Source organism: Amphiplicatus metriothermophilus, from assembly GCF_900199215.1.
Taxonomy (GTDB): Bacteria; Pseudomonadota; Alphaproteobacteria; order Caulobacterales; family Parvularculaceae; genus Amphiplicatus; species Amphiplicatus metriothermophilus.
On the sequence record NZ_FZQA01000008.1, the window covers coordinates 112,474 to 127,526 of the forward strand.

Below are 15,053 nucleotides of genomic sequence, written 5' to 3' on the forward strand. Positions count from 1 at the left end.
GCCATGACCAGCTACGCCGCGCCGATTCGCGACATGCAGTTCGTGCTTCACGACGTTCTGCAGCTTTCGAAATATTCGAACCTGCCGGGCTTCGCCGATGCGAGCCCCGACGTGATCGACGCCATTCTCGAAGAGGGCGGCAAGCTCGCCGCGAACGTGCTGCACCCTCTCAACCAGTCCGGCGACCAGGAAGGCTGCAGGCGCGAGTCCGACGGGTCGGTGAAGACGCCCAAGGGCTTCAAGGAAGCCTATGACGCGTACGCGCAAGGCGGCTGGCAGGGCCTGTCGGCCGATCCTGACTATGGCGGGCAGGGGCTGCCTTACGTGCTGGCGATCGCGGTGGGCGAGATGGTCTCGGCGGCGAACATGGCGTTCGGCATGTATCCGGGACTGGCGCGCGGGGCGGCCGATACGATCTACGCGCATGGCACGGACGAGCAGAAGAAAACCTGGCTGCCCAAGCTCATCTCGGGCGAATGGGGCGGGACGATGAACCTCACCGAGCCCCATTGCGGCACCGATCTCGGCCTTCTGCGCACGAAAGCCGTTCCGCAGCCTGACGGAAGCTACAAGATCTCCGGCCAGAAGATCTTCATCTCCGCCGGCGAGCACGACCTTACCGAGAACATCGTCCACCTCGTGCTCGCGCGCATCGAGGGCGCGCCGGAGGGCACGAAAGGCATCTCGCTCTTCATCGTGCCGAAATTCCTGGCGAAGGAGGACGGCTCGCTGGGCGAACGCAACGGCGTCGTCTGCGGCAAGATCGAAGAGAAGATGGGCATTCACGCCAACTCGACCTGCGTGATGGATTACGACGAGGCCACGGGCTATCTTCTCGGCGAGGAGAACAAGGGCCTGCGCGCCATGTTCACCATGATGAACGAGGCGCGCATCGGCGTCGGCCTGCAGGGCCTCGCCGTCTCCGAGGTCGCCTATCAGAACGCGGCGGCCTATGCGAAGGACCGCCTGCAGGGGCGCGCGCTGACAGGCCCGGCCGCGCCCGACAAGCCGGCCGACCCGATCATCGTGCATCCGGACGTTCGCCGGATGCTGCTCGACCATCGCGCCTTCAACGAGGGCGCGCGCGCGCTCATGTACTGGTCGGCCCTGCACGGCGATCTCGCGCATCGTTCGGAAGACGCCGAGGAGCGTCAGAAGGCGGATGATTTCCTCGGCCTGATGACGCCGGTGCTCAAGGCCTATTTCACCGAAAAAGGCTACTGGCATGCGACCAACGCCCAGCAGGTGCTCGGCGGGCACGGATACATCCAGGAATGGGGGATGGAGCAGTTCGTGCGCGACGCGCGCATCGCCATGATCTATGAAGGCGCGAACGGCATTCAGGCGCTCGACCTCGTCGGGCGCAAGCTCGCCAGGGACGGCGGGCGCGCCGTGCAGGCCTGGTTCGCCGAGCTCGATCAGTTCGTGAAGGACAATCGCGGCGACGATCTGAAGCCGTTCATCGACGGGCTCGCGAACGTCAAGGCCGATCTCGCCGAAGCGACGCAGTGGCTCGCGATGAACGGCATGAAGGACCCGAACAACGCCGGGGCAGGGTCCATGGACTATCTTCATCTCTTCGCGCTGACGGGCCTGGCTTACGCCTGGGCGATGCTGGCGAAAGCGGCGATCGAGAAGAAGAAAGCCGGCGAGGCGGACGAGTTCCACGAGCGCAAGCTGACCACCGGACGTTATTTCCTGGCGCGGGTTCTGCCGGACGCCAAGGCCCACCTCGCCAAGCTCAAGAGCGGCGCCGAGCCCGTGATGGCTCTGCCGGCGGAGGCGTTCTGATCGCGCGGGCGAGGCGGCGGGCCGTCGCCTCGACGTCTTTCATCTCGCACTCCCACACGACGAAGACGCGCCAGCCCGCAACGGCGAGCTTTTCGGCCGCCGCGGCGTCGCGCGCCCGGTTGCGGGCGATCTTGGCCGTCCAGTAGGCGCGGTTCGACTTCGGCGCGCGACTTCCGCGCGCGCAATCGTGTCCGTGCCAGAAGCATCCGTGCACGAACAGAACGGCGCGACGGCCGGGAAAAACGAGATCCGGCCTGCCCGGCAGGTCCTTCGCGTGCAGCCGGTAGCGCAGGCCCAGACGGTGCAGCGCCCGGCGCAGCGCCATCTCGGGCCGGGTGTTCGCGCCTTTCACCGCGCGCATCACCGCCGAGCGCTTTTCGGGCGTGAAGACGTCGGTGCGCCTGTCGCCCGTCACGCCGCCTGCGCCTCCTGCGCGAGGAGGGGCGTCAGGATCGCCTCGCCGATCCAGCGCACGACCGGAACCGAAACCCCGTCGCCGCACAGCTTCAGGGCCGCCGTCGTCTGTTCCGGCAGGCGGTAATCCTCAGGCAACCCCATCAGCCGCGCCGCCTCGCGCGGGGAAAGCAGCCGCGCGAAAACGCGCCCGTCTTCGATTTTCACAAGCATCTGACGCGAAGAGCCGCCCGCCGGGGTGCGCAAGCAGCCTGCAAGCCCGTCGAAACGCGCCTCGATGCGCTGGACGCGCGCGCCGTTTTCGATCCGTATACGGCGGAATGCGGCCCCGACATGACGGTCGCCGGAAGCGCGCAGGGCTTCCACCGTCGCGCGCTGGCGCGCGCTCATCATCGACAAAGCCGCCGCCCCGCGCGCGGCGCACCAGTCGGGCGCATTTATGTCGACGAGATCTTCAAGCCGCATATTCGGCCGCGCCGTCGGGCGCGCGGCGAGCCAGCGCCAGCGTCGCGTCGCCTTAGAAGAAAGCGCGCCGAGGCTCGCCCGCATCGCGGCGGGGGAGAAGCTGTCGAGGGGGGGCGCGCTCCGGCGCCGAGGCGCGCATTCCTGGGCGAAACCGAAGATGAAGAGCCGCGGACGGGACTGGGGAGAGAACCAGCGCGCGTCGATCGCCATGGCCGATACGACGTAGCCGCCGCCGGCGACGGTTTCGATGACGCGGCGAAAATCGGCGCCGCCGTTCGAGGTCATCAATCCGGCGACGTTTTCGATGACGATGAGCCGCGGCGCGCGCCCGGCCCCCGAGAGCGCTTCGATCAGACGCCAGAACTGAAAGAAGAGGCCCGAGCGCGCTCCGGCGAGCCCCGCCCGGGCGCCGGCGAGAGACAGATCCTGACAGGGAAAGGAGGCCCAGGCGAGATCAGCGCGGACCGCCGGGAGGTCTTCGAGCTTCAGAGCGGCGATATCCGCCTCGATCAGCGTCTCCCCTCCGAAATTCGCTCTGTAGGCGGCGCATTTGGCCGGATCGACGTCGTTGGCGAACGCGCACCGCCAGGCCGGGCCGAGGCCGAGGCGCGCCATGCCGCCGCCGGCGAAAAACTCAAAAAAGGTCCGCATATGGCGCAACTCTTCAGCCTGCCCCGTTTTCGCCTCATTCCCGCCGCATTTCGGCGCGGATTCACGCTCCGTTCCGGGGCTGGCGCGCAGCATCGGCGGAATCGGGGCCGCGTTCAACGCCGTTTGACGCGCTCGAGCGTTGACCGGCCTGCGCAAGCGGGCCAAACTGCTGACGGGGCTGCATGGGGCGTCGCAGTGTCGGGAGACGCGACATGCCCTTATATCGATTTCTCCGCCGACAATTCTTTCAGGGCGGGACCGCCGCGGCGGCCGCGGTTCTTCTCGCGATGACGGCGCCGTCGGCCGCGGCCGCGCCGGGCTCGCCCGGAAGCGTTCTCGCCGCAGCGCTCGACGGGGCGGCCGAGCGGCTCGCACAGGGCGCGCGCATGCAGAAGCCTTCTCTGGTTCTCGCCGCTGACGATAGGGACGAGCGCCGCGAACGGCGCGGCGACGGGCGCGAGCGGCGTCGGGACCGCGCCGACGATCGTCGCGACCGCAGCCGCGACCGGGCCGACCACCGCCGGGACCGCAGGGAAGACCGATATGAACGCCGGCGCGACCGCGCCGATCATCGTCGCGACCGGCGCCATGACCGCTATGACCATCGCCGCGACCGGCGCTACGCCTATCATGACGACTGGCGGCGCCGGCAATACGACCGTTATCGCGACCGTCATTATCGCCGGCATTACGATCGCGGGCGGCGCTATTCATACGGTCATCGTCACGGCCGCGGGCCGCGCCGGGGCCACGGCTATTATTGCAACGACCATTTCGTCTTTCATTATTTCGCCGGTTACGACCCCTATGGCTGGCGGCGGGCCTATCATCGCGGCTATTACGCGCCGCGGGGCTGCTACGCGGTCGAGCGAATAGAATACCGGCGCGGCCGTCGCGTGCTGCTCGGCGCGATCCTGTGCCACGATCCTTACGGCTATCCGTATATTAAGTCGGGCAGCCGCTATGTCGTGCGTTATTACTGACGGGCGAAGGGCGGGGATCGCAGCGCGCCCGCCCTGTCGCCGCCCGCGTTGACCGACAGGCCGACTCTCTTGAACCCTTGGAAGGCGTCATTTTTGCGACTGGCCGCGCCGCATGTTCCGACGTTTGCTTTATCTTGCGCCTCTGGCGCCCGCCGCCGCGCTCATCGGCTTCGCCGCCGTGAGCGCCGCCGGCGCGGCGGCGGAAGGGCGTGCGACCGCGCAAGAGGCTGCACGCGCGGCGGCGCGCGCGCCCAACGAGCTGCGAGACGTGCAGGTGGGCGAACGCGGCCGGCTGATGCGCGTGGCGCTGATCTGCCGGCGCGCCTGCGACGTCGCCGCCCGGCGGGGCGGCGCTTTCTTCCTGCCGGGAGTCGACGCCGCGCTCGAGATCGACCTCAAAGGGCGCAGCCGGCTCGCCGAGGCGCTCGCCTTCACGGCCGAAGAGGGCGGCAGCGCGCTCGCCGTGAAAAGCGCCCGGCCGATGGCGCGCGCCGCGATCCGGGACTGCGTCATCGACGGCGCGCGCGCCTCCTGCATCGACATCGAATTCGCCGACGGGGCCGCGCGCGGCGCGGCGCAGGCGGAGAAGGCGCAGGCGGGGAAGAAGCAGGCGAAGACGGCTGCAAGCCGTCCGGTCGCGGAGGAGCTTGCGCCGGCCCCGACGCTGAAGCCTGCGCCGGCGACGGGCGCCGCGCCCGATCGCCCGCCCGCGCAGACGGCCGCGCCTTCCGCGCCGGCCCTGCGCGAGGCGCCGGCGGACGGCGCCCTCGTCTTCGCGGGCTACGCCGCGCCGGAGCGTCTTGATCCGCCGGCGTCCGGCGCGCCCGTGCGGACCGCCGGCGCCGGGGCCGCTTCCTCCGCGCCGCAGGGCGCCTCGTCCGCTCCCGGAAAATCGGCCGAGATGCCTACGCTCGCCGCGCTCTCCGTGCCGGCGCCGCCGGCGGATTCGGAAGGGCCCGCCCTGCGCGAGGATCGCGCCGCCGTCTTCGCGCCGCGCGAGATCGACATCGCCCGCGAGGCGGAGCGAATTCTGGGCAAGCGCGTGGGCGTGGCCGAATGCGAAGGCGCGCAGGCGCGTCTTCGCAAAGACGCCTGGGCGCTCGACGCCATGGTCGATGTCGGGTTCTGCAAGGCCGCCGCCGGCAAGCTCGAGGAGGCCGACGGCGTGTTCATCCGCCTGCTCGCCTATACGCCCGACAATTACGAGGCGCTGGTCGGCCGGGCGTTGATCGCGGCGAAATCGGGCGAGCGCGCCCTCGCCCGCAAATATTTCCAGGACGCGCTCACCGCCCTGCCGCCGATCGAGGAATCGAACCGGATCGTCAACGCGATGGCGGCGCTGTGAGCGGGCTCACGCGCCGCTGTTCGCGCGCAGCGCGGCGAGGCGGGCGGCGTCTTCTTCTTCAAGCGTCCACGCCTCCCGGTCGATGTCGAGATCGGCGAAGCGGTCTGGATCGAACGCCGGCTCGCGGCCGTCCTTGAGCTGACGGTCGAAGTCGCGCATCACCCTCAGCCCCGTAGGGAACAGCAGAACGAGCGCGAAAAGGTTCACGAGCGCCAGCACGGCCATCGTCACGTCGGCGAAGCCGAAGGCCGCGCCGAGATTGACGCTGGCTCCCGTAATCACCAGCCCGAGCGTGATCGCGCGGAAGATATTGAACACGAACGGCCGGTAGCTCGTGAAAAAGTCGATCGCGGTCTCGCCGAGGAAATAATTGTACATGATCGAAGAGAATACGAACAGCGTGAGCGCCAGGGCGACAAACTGCTCCGCCCACGGTCCGATATGCTCTGCGAGCGCGAGCTGGGTAAGCACCACGCCGTCGATGTCTGGATCGTTCGCGTCGAGCCCCGACAGGATGATGATCGAAGCCGTGCAGGAGCAGATGATGATCGTGTCGATGAACACGGACAGGGCCTGTACGATTCCCTGTTGCGCCGGGTGCGGAACATAGGCGACGGCGGCCACGTTCGGCGCCGAACCGAGGCCGGCTTCGTTTGAGAAGAGCCCCCGCCGGACGCCGTTGGTGATCGCCGCGCCGATCGCGCCGCCGGCGGCCTCCTCAAGTCCGACGGCGCCGGCGATGATTGTCCACAGCGCGCCCGGAACCTCGGGCGCATTGAGGACGAGCACGACCAGCATCATGAGGATGTAGCCGGCGGCCATCAGCGGCACGACGAATTCGACCACGTTGGTGATGCGTTTCACGCCGCCGAAAATGACGACGCCGACGAGCGCGGCGAGCGCGAGGCCCGTCGCCAGCCGCGGCGCGCCGAAGGCGCTCTCGATGGAGTTGGTCAGCGCGAAGCTCTGCAGGACGACGAAAGCGCAGCCGAAAGTGACGAACAACAGCGCGGAATAAAGCCCGGCGAGACCGATCGCCCCCGGCCCCAGGCGGCTCCTGAGGCCGTATTTGATGTAGAAGGCCGGCCCGCCGCGGAAATTTCCGTTGGGCTCGCGGCGCTTGTAGAGCTGGCCGAGCGCGCATTCGAAATAGCTCGTGGCCATGCCGACGAGCCCGACAAGCCACATCCAGAAGATCGCGCCCGGCCCGCCCAGCGTGATCGCCACGGCGACGCCGGCGATGTTGCCGGCGCCCACCCGGCCGGCGACCGATAGCGCGAGCGCCTGGAAGGAGGTCGGCTGCGCGGTCTTGTGGCGGAAGGCCTGGCCGAAGATCCCCCACATCCGTCCGAAATGGCGCACCTGCACGAAGCCGGAGGCGATGGTGAACAAAAGCCCCACGGGGATCAGCACATAGACGAGCACCTTGCTCCACAGGAGGTCGTTCAGAAAGGCGATCATCGGCGGTCCCCTCGGATCGTAGTCTTGTTGCGGCGCGGCAGGCCGTTCATCCGTCATCGACCTGACACGATTGGGCAGGGGCCTGCAACTACGCGCCTATTGAAGCCGGCCCCGGTCGCGCCAACATAAACGCCGCCGGACGTTTGTCGGCCTTGTGCGGAGACGCTCATGTCGGATCTCGACCCGCGAGCGTTGGGCGCGCGCCGTCAGGCGATGATATCGGCCATCGCCGCCCACGCCGATTTCTGCGCTGACCGGACGGGCCGGGAGAGCCTGTCCGAAGCCGTCATGCAGGCGATGGCGCGCGTTCCGCGGCATCTTTTCGTGCCGGCGGAGATGCAGCCTTTCGCCTATGAAGACACGCCTTTGCCGATCGGCTGGGGCAAGACCATCTCCCAGCCCTTCATCGTGGCGCTGATGACCGACCTTCTGGAGCTGGAGGAGGAAGACAGGACGCTGGAGGTCGGCACGGGCCTCGGCTATCAGGCGGCGGTGCTCGGCGAGCTTTGCGACGCCGTCTTCACCGTCGAGCTGATTCCGGAGCTCGCCGCGGAAGCCGAGCGGCGCCTGCGCGAGGCGGGCTATGGCCACATCCGGGTGCGGACCGGGGACGGCTCGCGCGGCTGGCCGGAGGAGGCTCCCTTCGACAAGATTCTCGTCGCCGCCGCGCCGGCGCAGATCCCGGGCGCGCTGCTCGATCAGCTGAAGCCCGGCGGACGCATGGTTCTGCCCGTAGGAGGCGAGGACAGCCAGGAGCTGACGCTGGTCGAAAAGGACGTCCGCGGCGAGATTCGCGAACGCGCCGTCCTGCCGGTGCGCTTCTCGGCGCTGACGATCAGCCACTGACGGACCGACGGCCGCGCCTTGACCCGATCCGGGCGGGCCTCTAGCGTCCGCGCGCCGAAAAGCCGCGCGACGATCCTCATGCCGACAGCCGAGAAGAAGCCGTCCTTTCAGGAGCTCATTCTGACCCTGCAGGAATATTGGGCCGGAAAGGGCTGCGTCATCCTTCAGCCCTACGACATGGAGATGGGGGCGGGCACGTTCCATCCCGCGACGACCTTGCGCGCGCTCGGGCCCAAGCCTTGGAACGCCGCTTACGTCCAGCCCTGCCGGCGCCCGACCGACGGGCGCTACGGCGCCAACCCCAACCGGTTCCAGCACTATTATCAGTTCCAGGTGGTGCTGAAGCCTTCTCCCCCCGACATTCAGGAGCTTTATCTCGGCTCGCTGGACGCCATCGGGATCGATCGTTCCGTACACGACATCCGCTTCGTCGAGGACGACTGGGAGAGCCCGACGCTCGGGGCCTGGGGCCTCGGCTGGGAGGTCTGGTGCGACGGCATGGAGGTCACCCAGTTCACCTATTTCCAGCAGGTCGGCGGCTTCGATTGCCGGCCGGTGACGGGCGAGCTCACCTACGGGCTCGAACGCCTCGCCATGTACGTGCAAGGCGTCGACAACGGATTCGACCTCGTCTTCGGCGGGGCGAAGCCCGACGGGACGCCCTTCACCTATGGCGACGTCTTCCACCAGCAGGAAGTGGAGTTCTCTGCCTATAATTTCGAGCTGGCGAACACGGACTTTCTGTTCGACCAGTTTCGCGAGGCGGAGGCCCAGTGCTTGGCGATCATCGAGGCCGGCGAGAAGACGGGAAGGTCCTATGCGCTGCCGGCCTATGACCAGTGCGTCAAGGCCTCGCACCTTTTCAATCTGCTCGACGCGCGCGGCGTCATATCGGTCGCCGAGCGTCAGTCCTATATCCTCCGGGTAAGGACGCTCGCCAAGGCGTGCTGCGAGGCCTGGCTGAAAAGCCCGCAGGGGCGCGCCGAAGGCGCCGGCGTCGTCGATTACGCTGCAGGCTGAGCGGACCGCCGACGCGCGCCTGGAGCGGCGAAATTCGCGCCCTGATTGTCAGCAAACAGTCGCTTTCTTCCGAATTGCGCGAGCGCGCAAATCCTCGTACCATATGCGTACGCTGAGCATGGAGGCGGATATGCCCAAGCTGTTTGGTCTCAATGTCCTTGCCGTGCTGGTTGCGTCCGTCGTGTTCTACCTGATCGGCTGGCTGTGGTATGGCGTCCTGTTCAAGGATCTGTGGATGGCGCTGATGCGCGTCACGGAAGCCGAAGCCGCCGCCAGCAGCGGCCCGATCTGGTACGTATACGGTTTCGTCATCACCGTCCTTCAGGTGATCGGAATCGGCCTTGTGATGAAGTGGAAGAACGCCGCCGGACTGAACGCCGCCGTCGTGACGGCCGTCATCCTGTGGATCGTGTTCGCCCTGCCGTTCTCGGGCTACGCCTATGTTTACTCGGTCGCGCACAGCGAGAAACTGCTGCTGATCGACGCCGGCCATCTGCTCGTCGGCTGGGTCGTCAGCGCGGCGGCGCTGGCCTTGATGAAAGCCTGAGCGCTTTGGGTTATGAAACGGGAAGGGGCGGGCCCTCGCGCCCGCCCTCTTCGTTGGGGCCTGTCTTTTCTGAACGGCGATGGCGCAAAAGACCCGTCGAAAAAAGAAAGCGACGCCGCTGTCGCGGCGGCTTGCGCGCGCGGCCCGCGTCGCGGGCTGGGCGGGGCTGTTCGCGCTGCTGGGCTCCCTCCTGTGGGCGGCGGCCTATCGCGTCGCGCCGCCGCCGGGCACCTTCGTCATGCTCGAGCGCAAGCTTTCCGGCGACCGCATCGTTCATCCGTGGACGCCGCTTGAGGAGATCTCGCCGCATCTCGTCCTCGCCGTGATCGCCGCGGAGGACTCGCGCTTCTGCCTGCATCAGGGCTTCGACCTCGACGCGATCGGGACCGCGCTCGAAGAGGCCCGCGACGGCCGGCGCCGGCGCGGCGCCTCGACCATCTCCCAGCAGACCGCCAAGAACGCCTTTCTGTGGAACGGCGGCGGCTGGCCGCGCAAGGCCGTCGAGGCGTGGTTCACGGCGCTCGTCGAGACCTTCTGGACCAAGCGCCGCATCATGGAAGTCTATCTCAACGTCGCCGAATGGGGCGACGGTCTGTTCGGCGCTGAAGCGGCCGCGCAGGCTCGCTTCGGCAAGCGCGCGAAGGACCTGACGCCGCGGGAGGCCGCGCTGCTCGCCGCCGTCCTGCCGAGCCCGAACAAATGGCGGGTCGATCCGCCCGGCCCCTATGTGCGCGCCCGGGCGGCGATGTTGCGCAAGCGCATGGAGATCGTGCGCCGCGACGGGCTCGCCGCCTGCGTGCTGGGCTGAGCATGTGCGCGCGCCCGTCGACAGGCGCGCCGGCGCGCCATAGTCTCGCGCCCCGGAAAGGCGAGGCGAGAGGGTCATGGCCGGCGTCACCAGCGAGCGCCACACGGACATCCTCAACGGCTACAAGGCCGGCGAGTCGCGCTTTCGCGAATGGGCGAAGAGCGCGCTCGGCGACATCCGGCTGGTCTCGTGGTCATGGGGGCGCCTTTCGATGCGCTGGGAGATCGACGATCGCTTCATCATGCCCGACGGCGTGATGTTCGGCGGCCATGTCGCCGCGGTCGCCGATCACGTCGCCGGCCTCGTCACCATGAGCGTGCTCGCGGACAATCGGGAGCGCTTCCGCACCTCGCGGCTGGAGACGAACTTCTTCCGCCCGATCATGCAGCCCTTCGCGACCATCGAGGCGCGGGTGCTGAACGCGTCGCGCAACCTCATCCATGCGGAGGCGGACTTTCTCAACGCGGAAGGAAAACTCGCCGTGCGGATCGCCGCCGTGCAGGTCCGCCGCCCGCTCGCGTCTGCAGAAGGATGACCGGGAAAGCGCGCGTTTCAGCAGTCCGCCGTCCGGCCCGCGCCGCGCGGCGCGTCTATCGACAGGCGGCGGCGCTCGTTCATCTCCGCATGGAGCGCGCGCACGGTGTCGGACGCCGTATGGGTGAACAGGAAGGGGAAGACCCCATGGGCGATGCAGGCCAGGCCCCCCGCCGCCATCCGGAGCCCGAAGCCCACGGCGCATGCGAGATGGGCGACGTAGCTTTCTCCCACGGACTCCGGATGGGCCTTGAACAGACGCGCGACCACGGACGGCTCTCCCAGAAAACGTAAACAATTTGATAGTTTTTCTATTCTTTCGTCCGAAACCTTTCAAGTCCGTTGCGCGCTTGCGGGACGCCGCCTAGAAGGCGAGCCCATGCCCGAGCTGTTGCTAGAGCTTTTTTCCGAGGAAATTCCGGCGCGAATGCAGGCCCGCGCCGCGGCCGATCTTGAGCGGCTGGTCAATCAGGCGCTGATCGACGCCGGCTTCCTGCCCGAGGGGGTGAAGGCCTTCGCCGGCCCGCGCCGGCTCGCCCTGGTCGCCGCGGGCCTGCCCGGGCGCCAGCCGGACCGGCGGGAGGAGAAGAAAGGCCCCCGCGTCGGCGCGCCGGACAAGGCGGTCGCGGGGTTCCTCAAGGCCGCCGGGCTTTCCTCCCTCGACCAGTGCGAGATCCGGGAAGACAAAAAGGGCGCCTTTTACGTCGCCGTGATCGAGCGCAAGGGCCGGCCCGCGGCCGAGGTGATCGCCGAGGCTCTTCCCGACGTCATTCGCGGCTTTCCCTGGCCGAAGTCGATGCGCTGGGGGGAGGGCGAGCTGCGCTGGGTGCGCCCGCTTCATTCCATCCTGTGCAGCTTCGACGGCGAGGTCGTGAACTTCGCGGTCGACGGGATCCGCGCGGGCGACCGCACGTTCGGCCACCGCTTCATGGCGCCCGGCGCGATTCAGGCCCGCAGCTTCGACAAATACCGCGCCGCGCTGAAGCGGGCCTGCGTGCTTCTCGACGCGCAGGAGCGCAAGGAGCGCATTCTCGGCGAGGCGAAGACCCTGTGCGCGGCGCAGGGTCTTGAACTCGTGGAGGACGCGGGCCTCCTCGACGAGGTCGCCGGCCTCGCCGAATGGCCGGTCCCGATGACGGGCGCGTTCGATGAAAAGTTCCTCGCACTGCCCGACGAGGCGCTGAGCGCGACCATGCGCGGGCATCAGAAATATTTCTCCGTACGCGATCCGAAAACGGGCCGGCTCGCCAACCGCTTCGTCTGCGTCGCCAATATCGAAGCGCCTGACGGCGGGGCGGCGATGCGCGCGGGCTATGAGCGCGTGCTGACCGCGCGGCTCTCCGACGCCTGGTTTCTCTATCATCAGGATCTGAAGGTTCCGCTCGAAGAGCGCGTGAAGGACCTCGACAAGGTCACGTTCTTCGAGGGGCTGGGAACGATGGGCGACAAGGCCCGGCGCGTCGCGGCGCTGGCGAAGGAAATCGCGCCCGCCGTCGGCGCCGATCCGCAGGCGGCGGAGAAAGCCGCGTTGCTCGCCAAGGCCGATCTCACGACCGGCATGGTTTACGAGTTCCCCGAGCTGCAAGGGGTCATAGGGCGGTATTATTATCTTGCTCAGGCGAAAGACTTTTTTGATCCACGTTCTCGCCTCCTAGAGATGGATAAAGCGATCAATGCGTTAGGGACGATTGATCCAAAAAATCCAGCGCATTCTATGATGTTGCGGGCGAGGGAAATGGCCGCGCGTGGCGTTTCTGTACAAGCGCGGGCGCTAACGAGCGGTGTGTCAGGTGTATACGAGCGCATTTCCACCGTCGCGGACGCCATCCGCGATCATTACAGGCCCGCCGGGCAGGACGACGCGGTTCCGACAGCGCCGGTCTCCGTCGCCGTCGCGCTGGCGGACAAGATCGATACGCTCACAGCGTTCTGGGCGATCGGCAGGAAGCCGACCGGGTCGAGCGATCCGTTCGCGCTGAGACGGGCGGCGCTAGGGGTGATTTTGATCCTGCTTGAGGGAGCATCGTCAGACATTTCCTCCGCGGCGCGCATAGGGCTTGACGACGTTACGCGCCGGCATGCCGGGCGATTGATCGGCGCTCCCGCAGCAACCGGCGGAACCGACCTGGACGGACCGACAAGAGCGGATCGCTGGGGTAATTTCACCTCGCAACCGACGCTCCTCGCCTTCTTCCACGACCGCCTGAAAGCCTATCTCCGCGACAGGGGGCATCGCTACGACCATGTCGATGCGGCGCTGGCCAAGGCCGACGGGACGCCGGAGGACGATCTCGTGCTGATCGTCCGCAAGCTCGAAGCGCTCGAAGCGTTCCTCAGGACAGACGACGGCGAAAACCTGGCGGTCGCGTTCAAGCGCGCGGCGAACATTCTGAAGGCGGAGGAAAAGGCCGACGGGCGGCCCGCCGACGCGGCCGCGATCGATGCGTCGAAATTCGCGCAAGACGAGGAGCAAGCGCTCTACGACGCGCTTCTCGCCGCCGAGGAAAAGGCGAAAAGCGCTGTCGCGGAAGAGCGCTTCGAAGACGCCATGGCCGCGCTCGCCGGCTTGCGCCGGCCCGTCGACACTTTTTTCGATCATGTCACGGTGAACGCCGACGATCCGGCCCTGCGCGCCAACCGCCTCGCGCTGCTCGCCCGCTTCCGCGCCGCGACGGCGGCGGTCGCGGATCTGTCGAAGCTTGAGGGGTAGTTCGTAGCGCGTAGTACGTAGAGGGCGCCTTCTTTCCACGCGCTCCGCACTACGAACTAATCTTTGAACCCCGGCGCGCGCTCCGCGCTGGGGAAGAACAGATACGCCAGCATCAGCACGTAAGCGGCGTAATCCCAGGCGATGGCCAGCGCCCAGACGTCGGAGAAGATGTTCGCGTTCTTCAGCACCGCGTCGCGCGGCGTGATGGTCGAAAGCGGCGCGACGGCCTCCTCCTCATAGACCACGCTCTGCGTGCGCGAGACGCGCTCTTTCTCCGCCGTTTTCTCCGCGTCTTGGGGCTCGAACCATGACGCGAAGATCGCAAGGCCGCGCTCGGGCGAAAGCGCCGCCGCCGAGGGCAGGGGCCGAGGCGGCTTGGCGAGCTTCTGCCGGCGCACCAGCGTCGCCAGCGCCGATTCGACTTCCGCCGCGTAGCGATCGATGGCGGCCGCCTGCGCCCGGCCGAGTCGCGCCCCTGCGGCCGGCTTCGGGTTCGCGCGTCCGAAATTGGCGAGCTGCTGGTCGAGCAGGGTCTCGACACGCCGGTCGCGCCGCCAGCGGTTCAGGATCTCGACGAACTCGTCGAAGGCGGTTTCGAACTCGCGCGCCCACTGATCGTAATTTTCATGGGCGTTGCGGCTGAGCATGCGCTTCAGCGCGTCCGTCCTGTCGGCGCAGACGCCGGGCTGGTAAGGGCTGAGGCCCGTGGGGTCTTCGCCCTCGATGATGGCGACGACGCTCGCCTCGAGCTGCTGCAGCCATTCGACGACGCCATCGAAATAATTCGAGACCGCGCCGGCGCCGGCCGCGCCCGACTGGGCGCCGCGCTCGCGCTCGTTGCGCGCGACCCGGCTGACGTCGGCGATCGACAGGCGCAAATCTTCGAGAAACAGATAATCCTTAAGCCGATGCGCGGTGATGCCGGCGCATTCGGCCTGCAGCCGGGCGAGCTCGAAATTGTACGTATGCCGAACGGCGTCGACGCCGCCGACGCCGACCACCGTCGTCCACGTAGAGACGAAAAACAGAATGAGCGCGAGGGTCGGGATAACGACGAGCAGCTTCACCGCCCGCTCGGCGAAGGCGAAGGCGGCGCCTATCGGCCCGTCGCCAAGTCCGCGCAGCCAGTCGCGATGGCGCGCGAACTCCGCCCCGCCGACCCAGATCGCCACGGCCAGAAAAAAGACGAAACCGCCGAAAGCGGGCGGCAGCAGCGCGTTGCGGAAGAAATCGTCCGTCTCCTGAGAGGTGATGAGGCCGAAGCCGATGGCCGAGGCGACCCCGCTGAAAAGGCCGGAGACGACGGCGACCACGATGAACAGGCGATGAAACAGCGACGCGCCGCGCAAACGCGACGAAGAAAGAATCGTCCACGCCGCAACGCCCATCAGCACAATGACGATCGTCGCGCCGGCGAGCGCCGCGCCCGCCCCGCCGCCGAAGAATCCGGCGTCCGCGTTCCCCGCCAATCCCCTCTC

Annotated in this window: 14 protein-coding genes; 9 read left to right on the forward strand and 5 right to left on the reverse strand. The window is 67.7% G+C overall.

Features of this window, described 5'->3' with window-relative positions; translation table 11 throughout:
• Window positions 1–3: 3 nt before the first annotated feature.
• On the forward strand, window positions 4–1,791 hold the full coding sequence (locus CHB64_RS13790; RefSeq protein ID WP_089413201.1) for an acyl-CoA dehydrogenase C-terminal domain-containing protein: 1,788 nt from the start codon (window positions 4–6) through the stop codon (window positions 1,789–1,791).
• Here the strand turns inward: CHB64_RS13790 and CHB64_RS13795 are convergent.
• Window positions 1,742–2,206, reverse strand: coding sequence for a very short patch repair endonuclease (locus CHB64_RS13795; RefSeq protein WP_089413202.1), 465 nt, complete (start codon window positions 2,204–2,206; stop codon window positions 1,742–1,744). The two genes, CHB64_RS13790 and CHB64_RS13795, sit on opposite strands and share 50 nt — an antisense overlap.
• Window positions 2,203–3,321, reverse strand: coding sequence for a DNA cytosine methyltransferase (locus CHB64_RS13800; RefSeq protein ID WP_089413256.1), 1,119 nt, complete (start codon window positions 3,319–3,321; stop codon window positions 2,203–2,205). Before CHB64_RS13800 ends, CHB64_RS13795 begins: the two co-directional genes overlap by 4 nt.
• A gap of 212 nt (window positions 3,322–3,533) precedes the next feature.
• Here CHB64_RS13800 and CHB64_RS13805 point away from each other — a divergent pair, with 212 nt between their 5' ends.
• A complete protein-coding gene (locus tag CHB64_RS13805; protein ID WP_089413203.1) occupies window positions 3,534–4,304 on the forward strand; it encodes a hypothetical protein in 771 nt (256 codons plus the stop codon).
• Between the two features lie 112 nt (window positions 4,305–4,416).
• Window positions 4,417–5,649: a tetratricopeptide repeat protein gene (locus tag CHB64_RS13810; protein ID WP_089413204.1), complete on the forward strand. Its 1,233-nt coding sequence runs from the start codon at window positions 4,417–4,419 to the stop codon at window positions 5,647–5,649.
• A gap of 6 nt (window positions 5,650–5,655) precedes the next feature.
• Here the strand turns inward: CHB64_RS13810 and CHB64_RS13815 are convergent, their stop codons facing one another.
• Window positions 5,656–7,110: an alanine/glycine:cation symporter family protein gene (locus tag CHB64_RS13815; RefSeq protein ID WP_089413205.1), complete on the reverse strand. Its 1,455-nt coding sequence runs from the start codon at window positions 7,108–7,110 to the stop codon at window positions 5,656–5,658.
• A 168-nt stretch (window positions 7,111–7,278) separates the two neighbouring features.
• Between CHB64_RS13815 and CHB64_RS13820 the strand changes: the two genes are divergently transcribed.
• The 5 genes from CHB64_RS13820 (at window position 7,279) to CHB64_RS13840 (ending at window position 10,866) form a co-directional block, all read left to right on the forward strand.
• The gene (locus CHB64_RS13820; protein ID WP_089413206.1) at window positions 7,279–7,956 is read left to right on the forward strand and encodes a protein-L-isoaspartate(D-aspartate) O-methyltransferase; all 678 of its coding nucleotides are present in this window, start codon (window positions 7,279–7,281) and stop codon (window positions 7,954–7,956) included.
• A 78-nt stretch (window positions 7,957–8,034) separates the two neighbouring features.
• The gene (locus CHB64_RS13825; protein WP_089413207.1) at window positions 8,035–8,976 is read left to right on the forward strand and encodes a glycine--tRNA ligase subunit alpha; all 942 of its coding nucleotides are present in this window, start codon (window positions 8,035–8,037) and stop codon (window positions 8,974–8,976) included.
• Window positions 8,977–9,106: 130 nt separating this feature from the next.
• Window positions 9,107–9,523: a DUF1761 domain-containing protein gene (locus CHB64_RS13830; RefSeq protein ID WP_159462512.1), complete on the forward strand. Its 417-nt coding sequence runs from the start codon at window positions 9,107–9,109 to the stop codon at window positions 9,521–9,523.
• A 79-nt stretch (window positions 9,524–9,602) separates the two neighbouring features.
• A complete protein-coding gene (mtgA, locus tag CHB64_RS13835) occupies window positions 9,603–10,331 on the forward strand; it encodes a monofunctional biosynthetic peptidoglycan transglycosylase (protein WP_089413209.1) in 729 nt (242 codons plus the stop codon).
• Window positions 10,332–10,407: 76 nt separating this feature from the next.
• Window positions 10,408–10,866: a PaaI family thioesterase gene (locus CHB64_RS13840; protein WP_089413210.1), complete on the forward strand. Its 459-nt coding sequence runs from the start codon at window positions 10,408–10,410 to the stop codon at window positions 10,864–10,866.
• Window positions 10,867–10,883: 17 nt separating this feature from the next.
• Here the strand turns inward: CHB64_RS13840 and CHB64_RS13845 are convergent, their stop codons facing one another.
• Entirely contained in the window at window positions 10,884–11,135 is a 252-nt protein-coding gene (locus CHB64_RS13845) for a DUF6356 family protein (RefSeq protein ID WP_183233989.1), read from the reverse strand.
• Window positions 11,136–11,244: 109 nt separating this feature from the next.
• Between CHB64_RS13845 and glyS the strand changes: the two genes are divergently transcribed.
• The gene (gene glyS, locus CHB64_RS13850; protein ID WP_089413211.1) at window positions 11,245–13,575 is read left to right on the forward strand and encodes a glycine--tRNA ligase subunit beta; all 2,331 of its coding nucleotides are present in this window, start codon (window positions 11,245–11,247) and stop codon (window positions 13,573–13,575) included.
• Between the two features lie 56 nt (window positions 13,576–13,631).
• Here the strand turns inward: glyS and CHB64_RS13855 are convergent, their stop codons facing one another.
• Window positions 13,632–15,044: a hypothetical protein gene (locus CHB64_RS13855; RefSeq protein ID WP_089413212.1), complete on the reverse strand. Its 1,413-nt coding sequence runs from the start codon at window positions 15,042–15,044 to the stop codon at window positions 13,632–13,634.
• Window positions 15,045–15,053 lie beyond the last annotated feature (9 nt).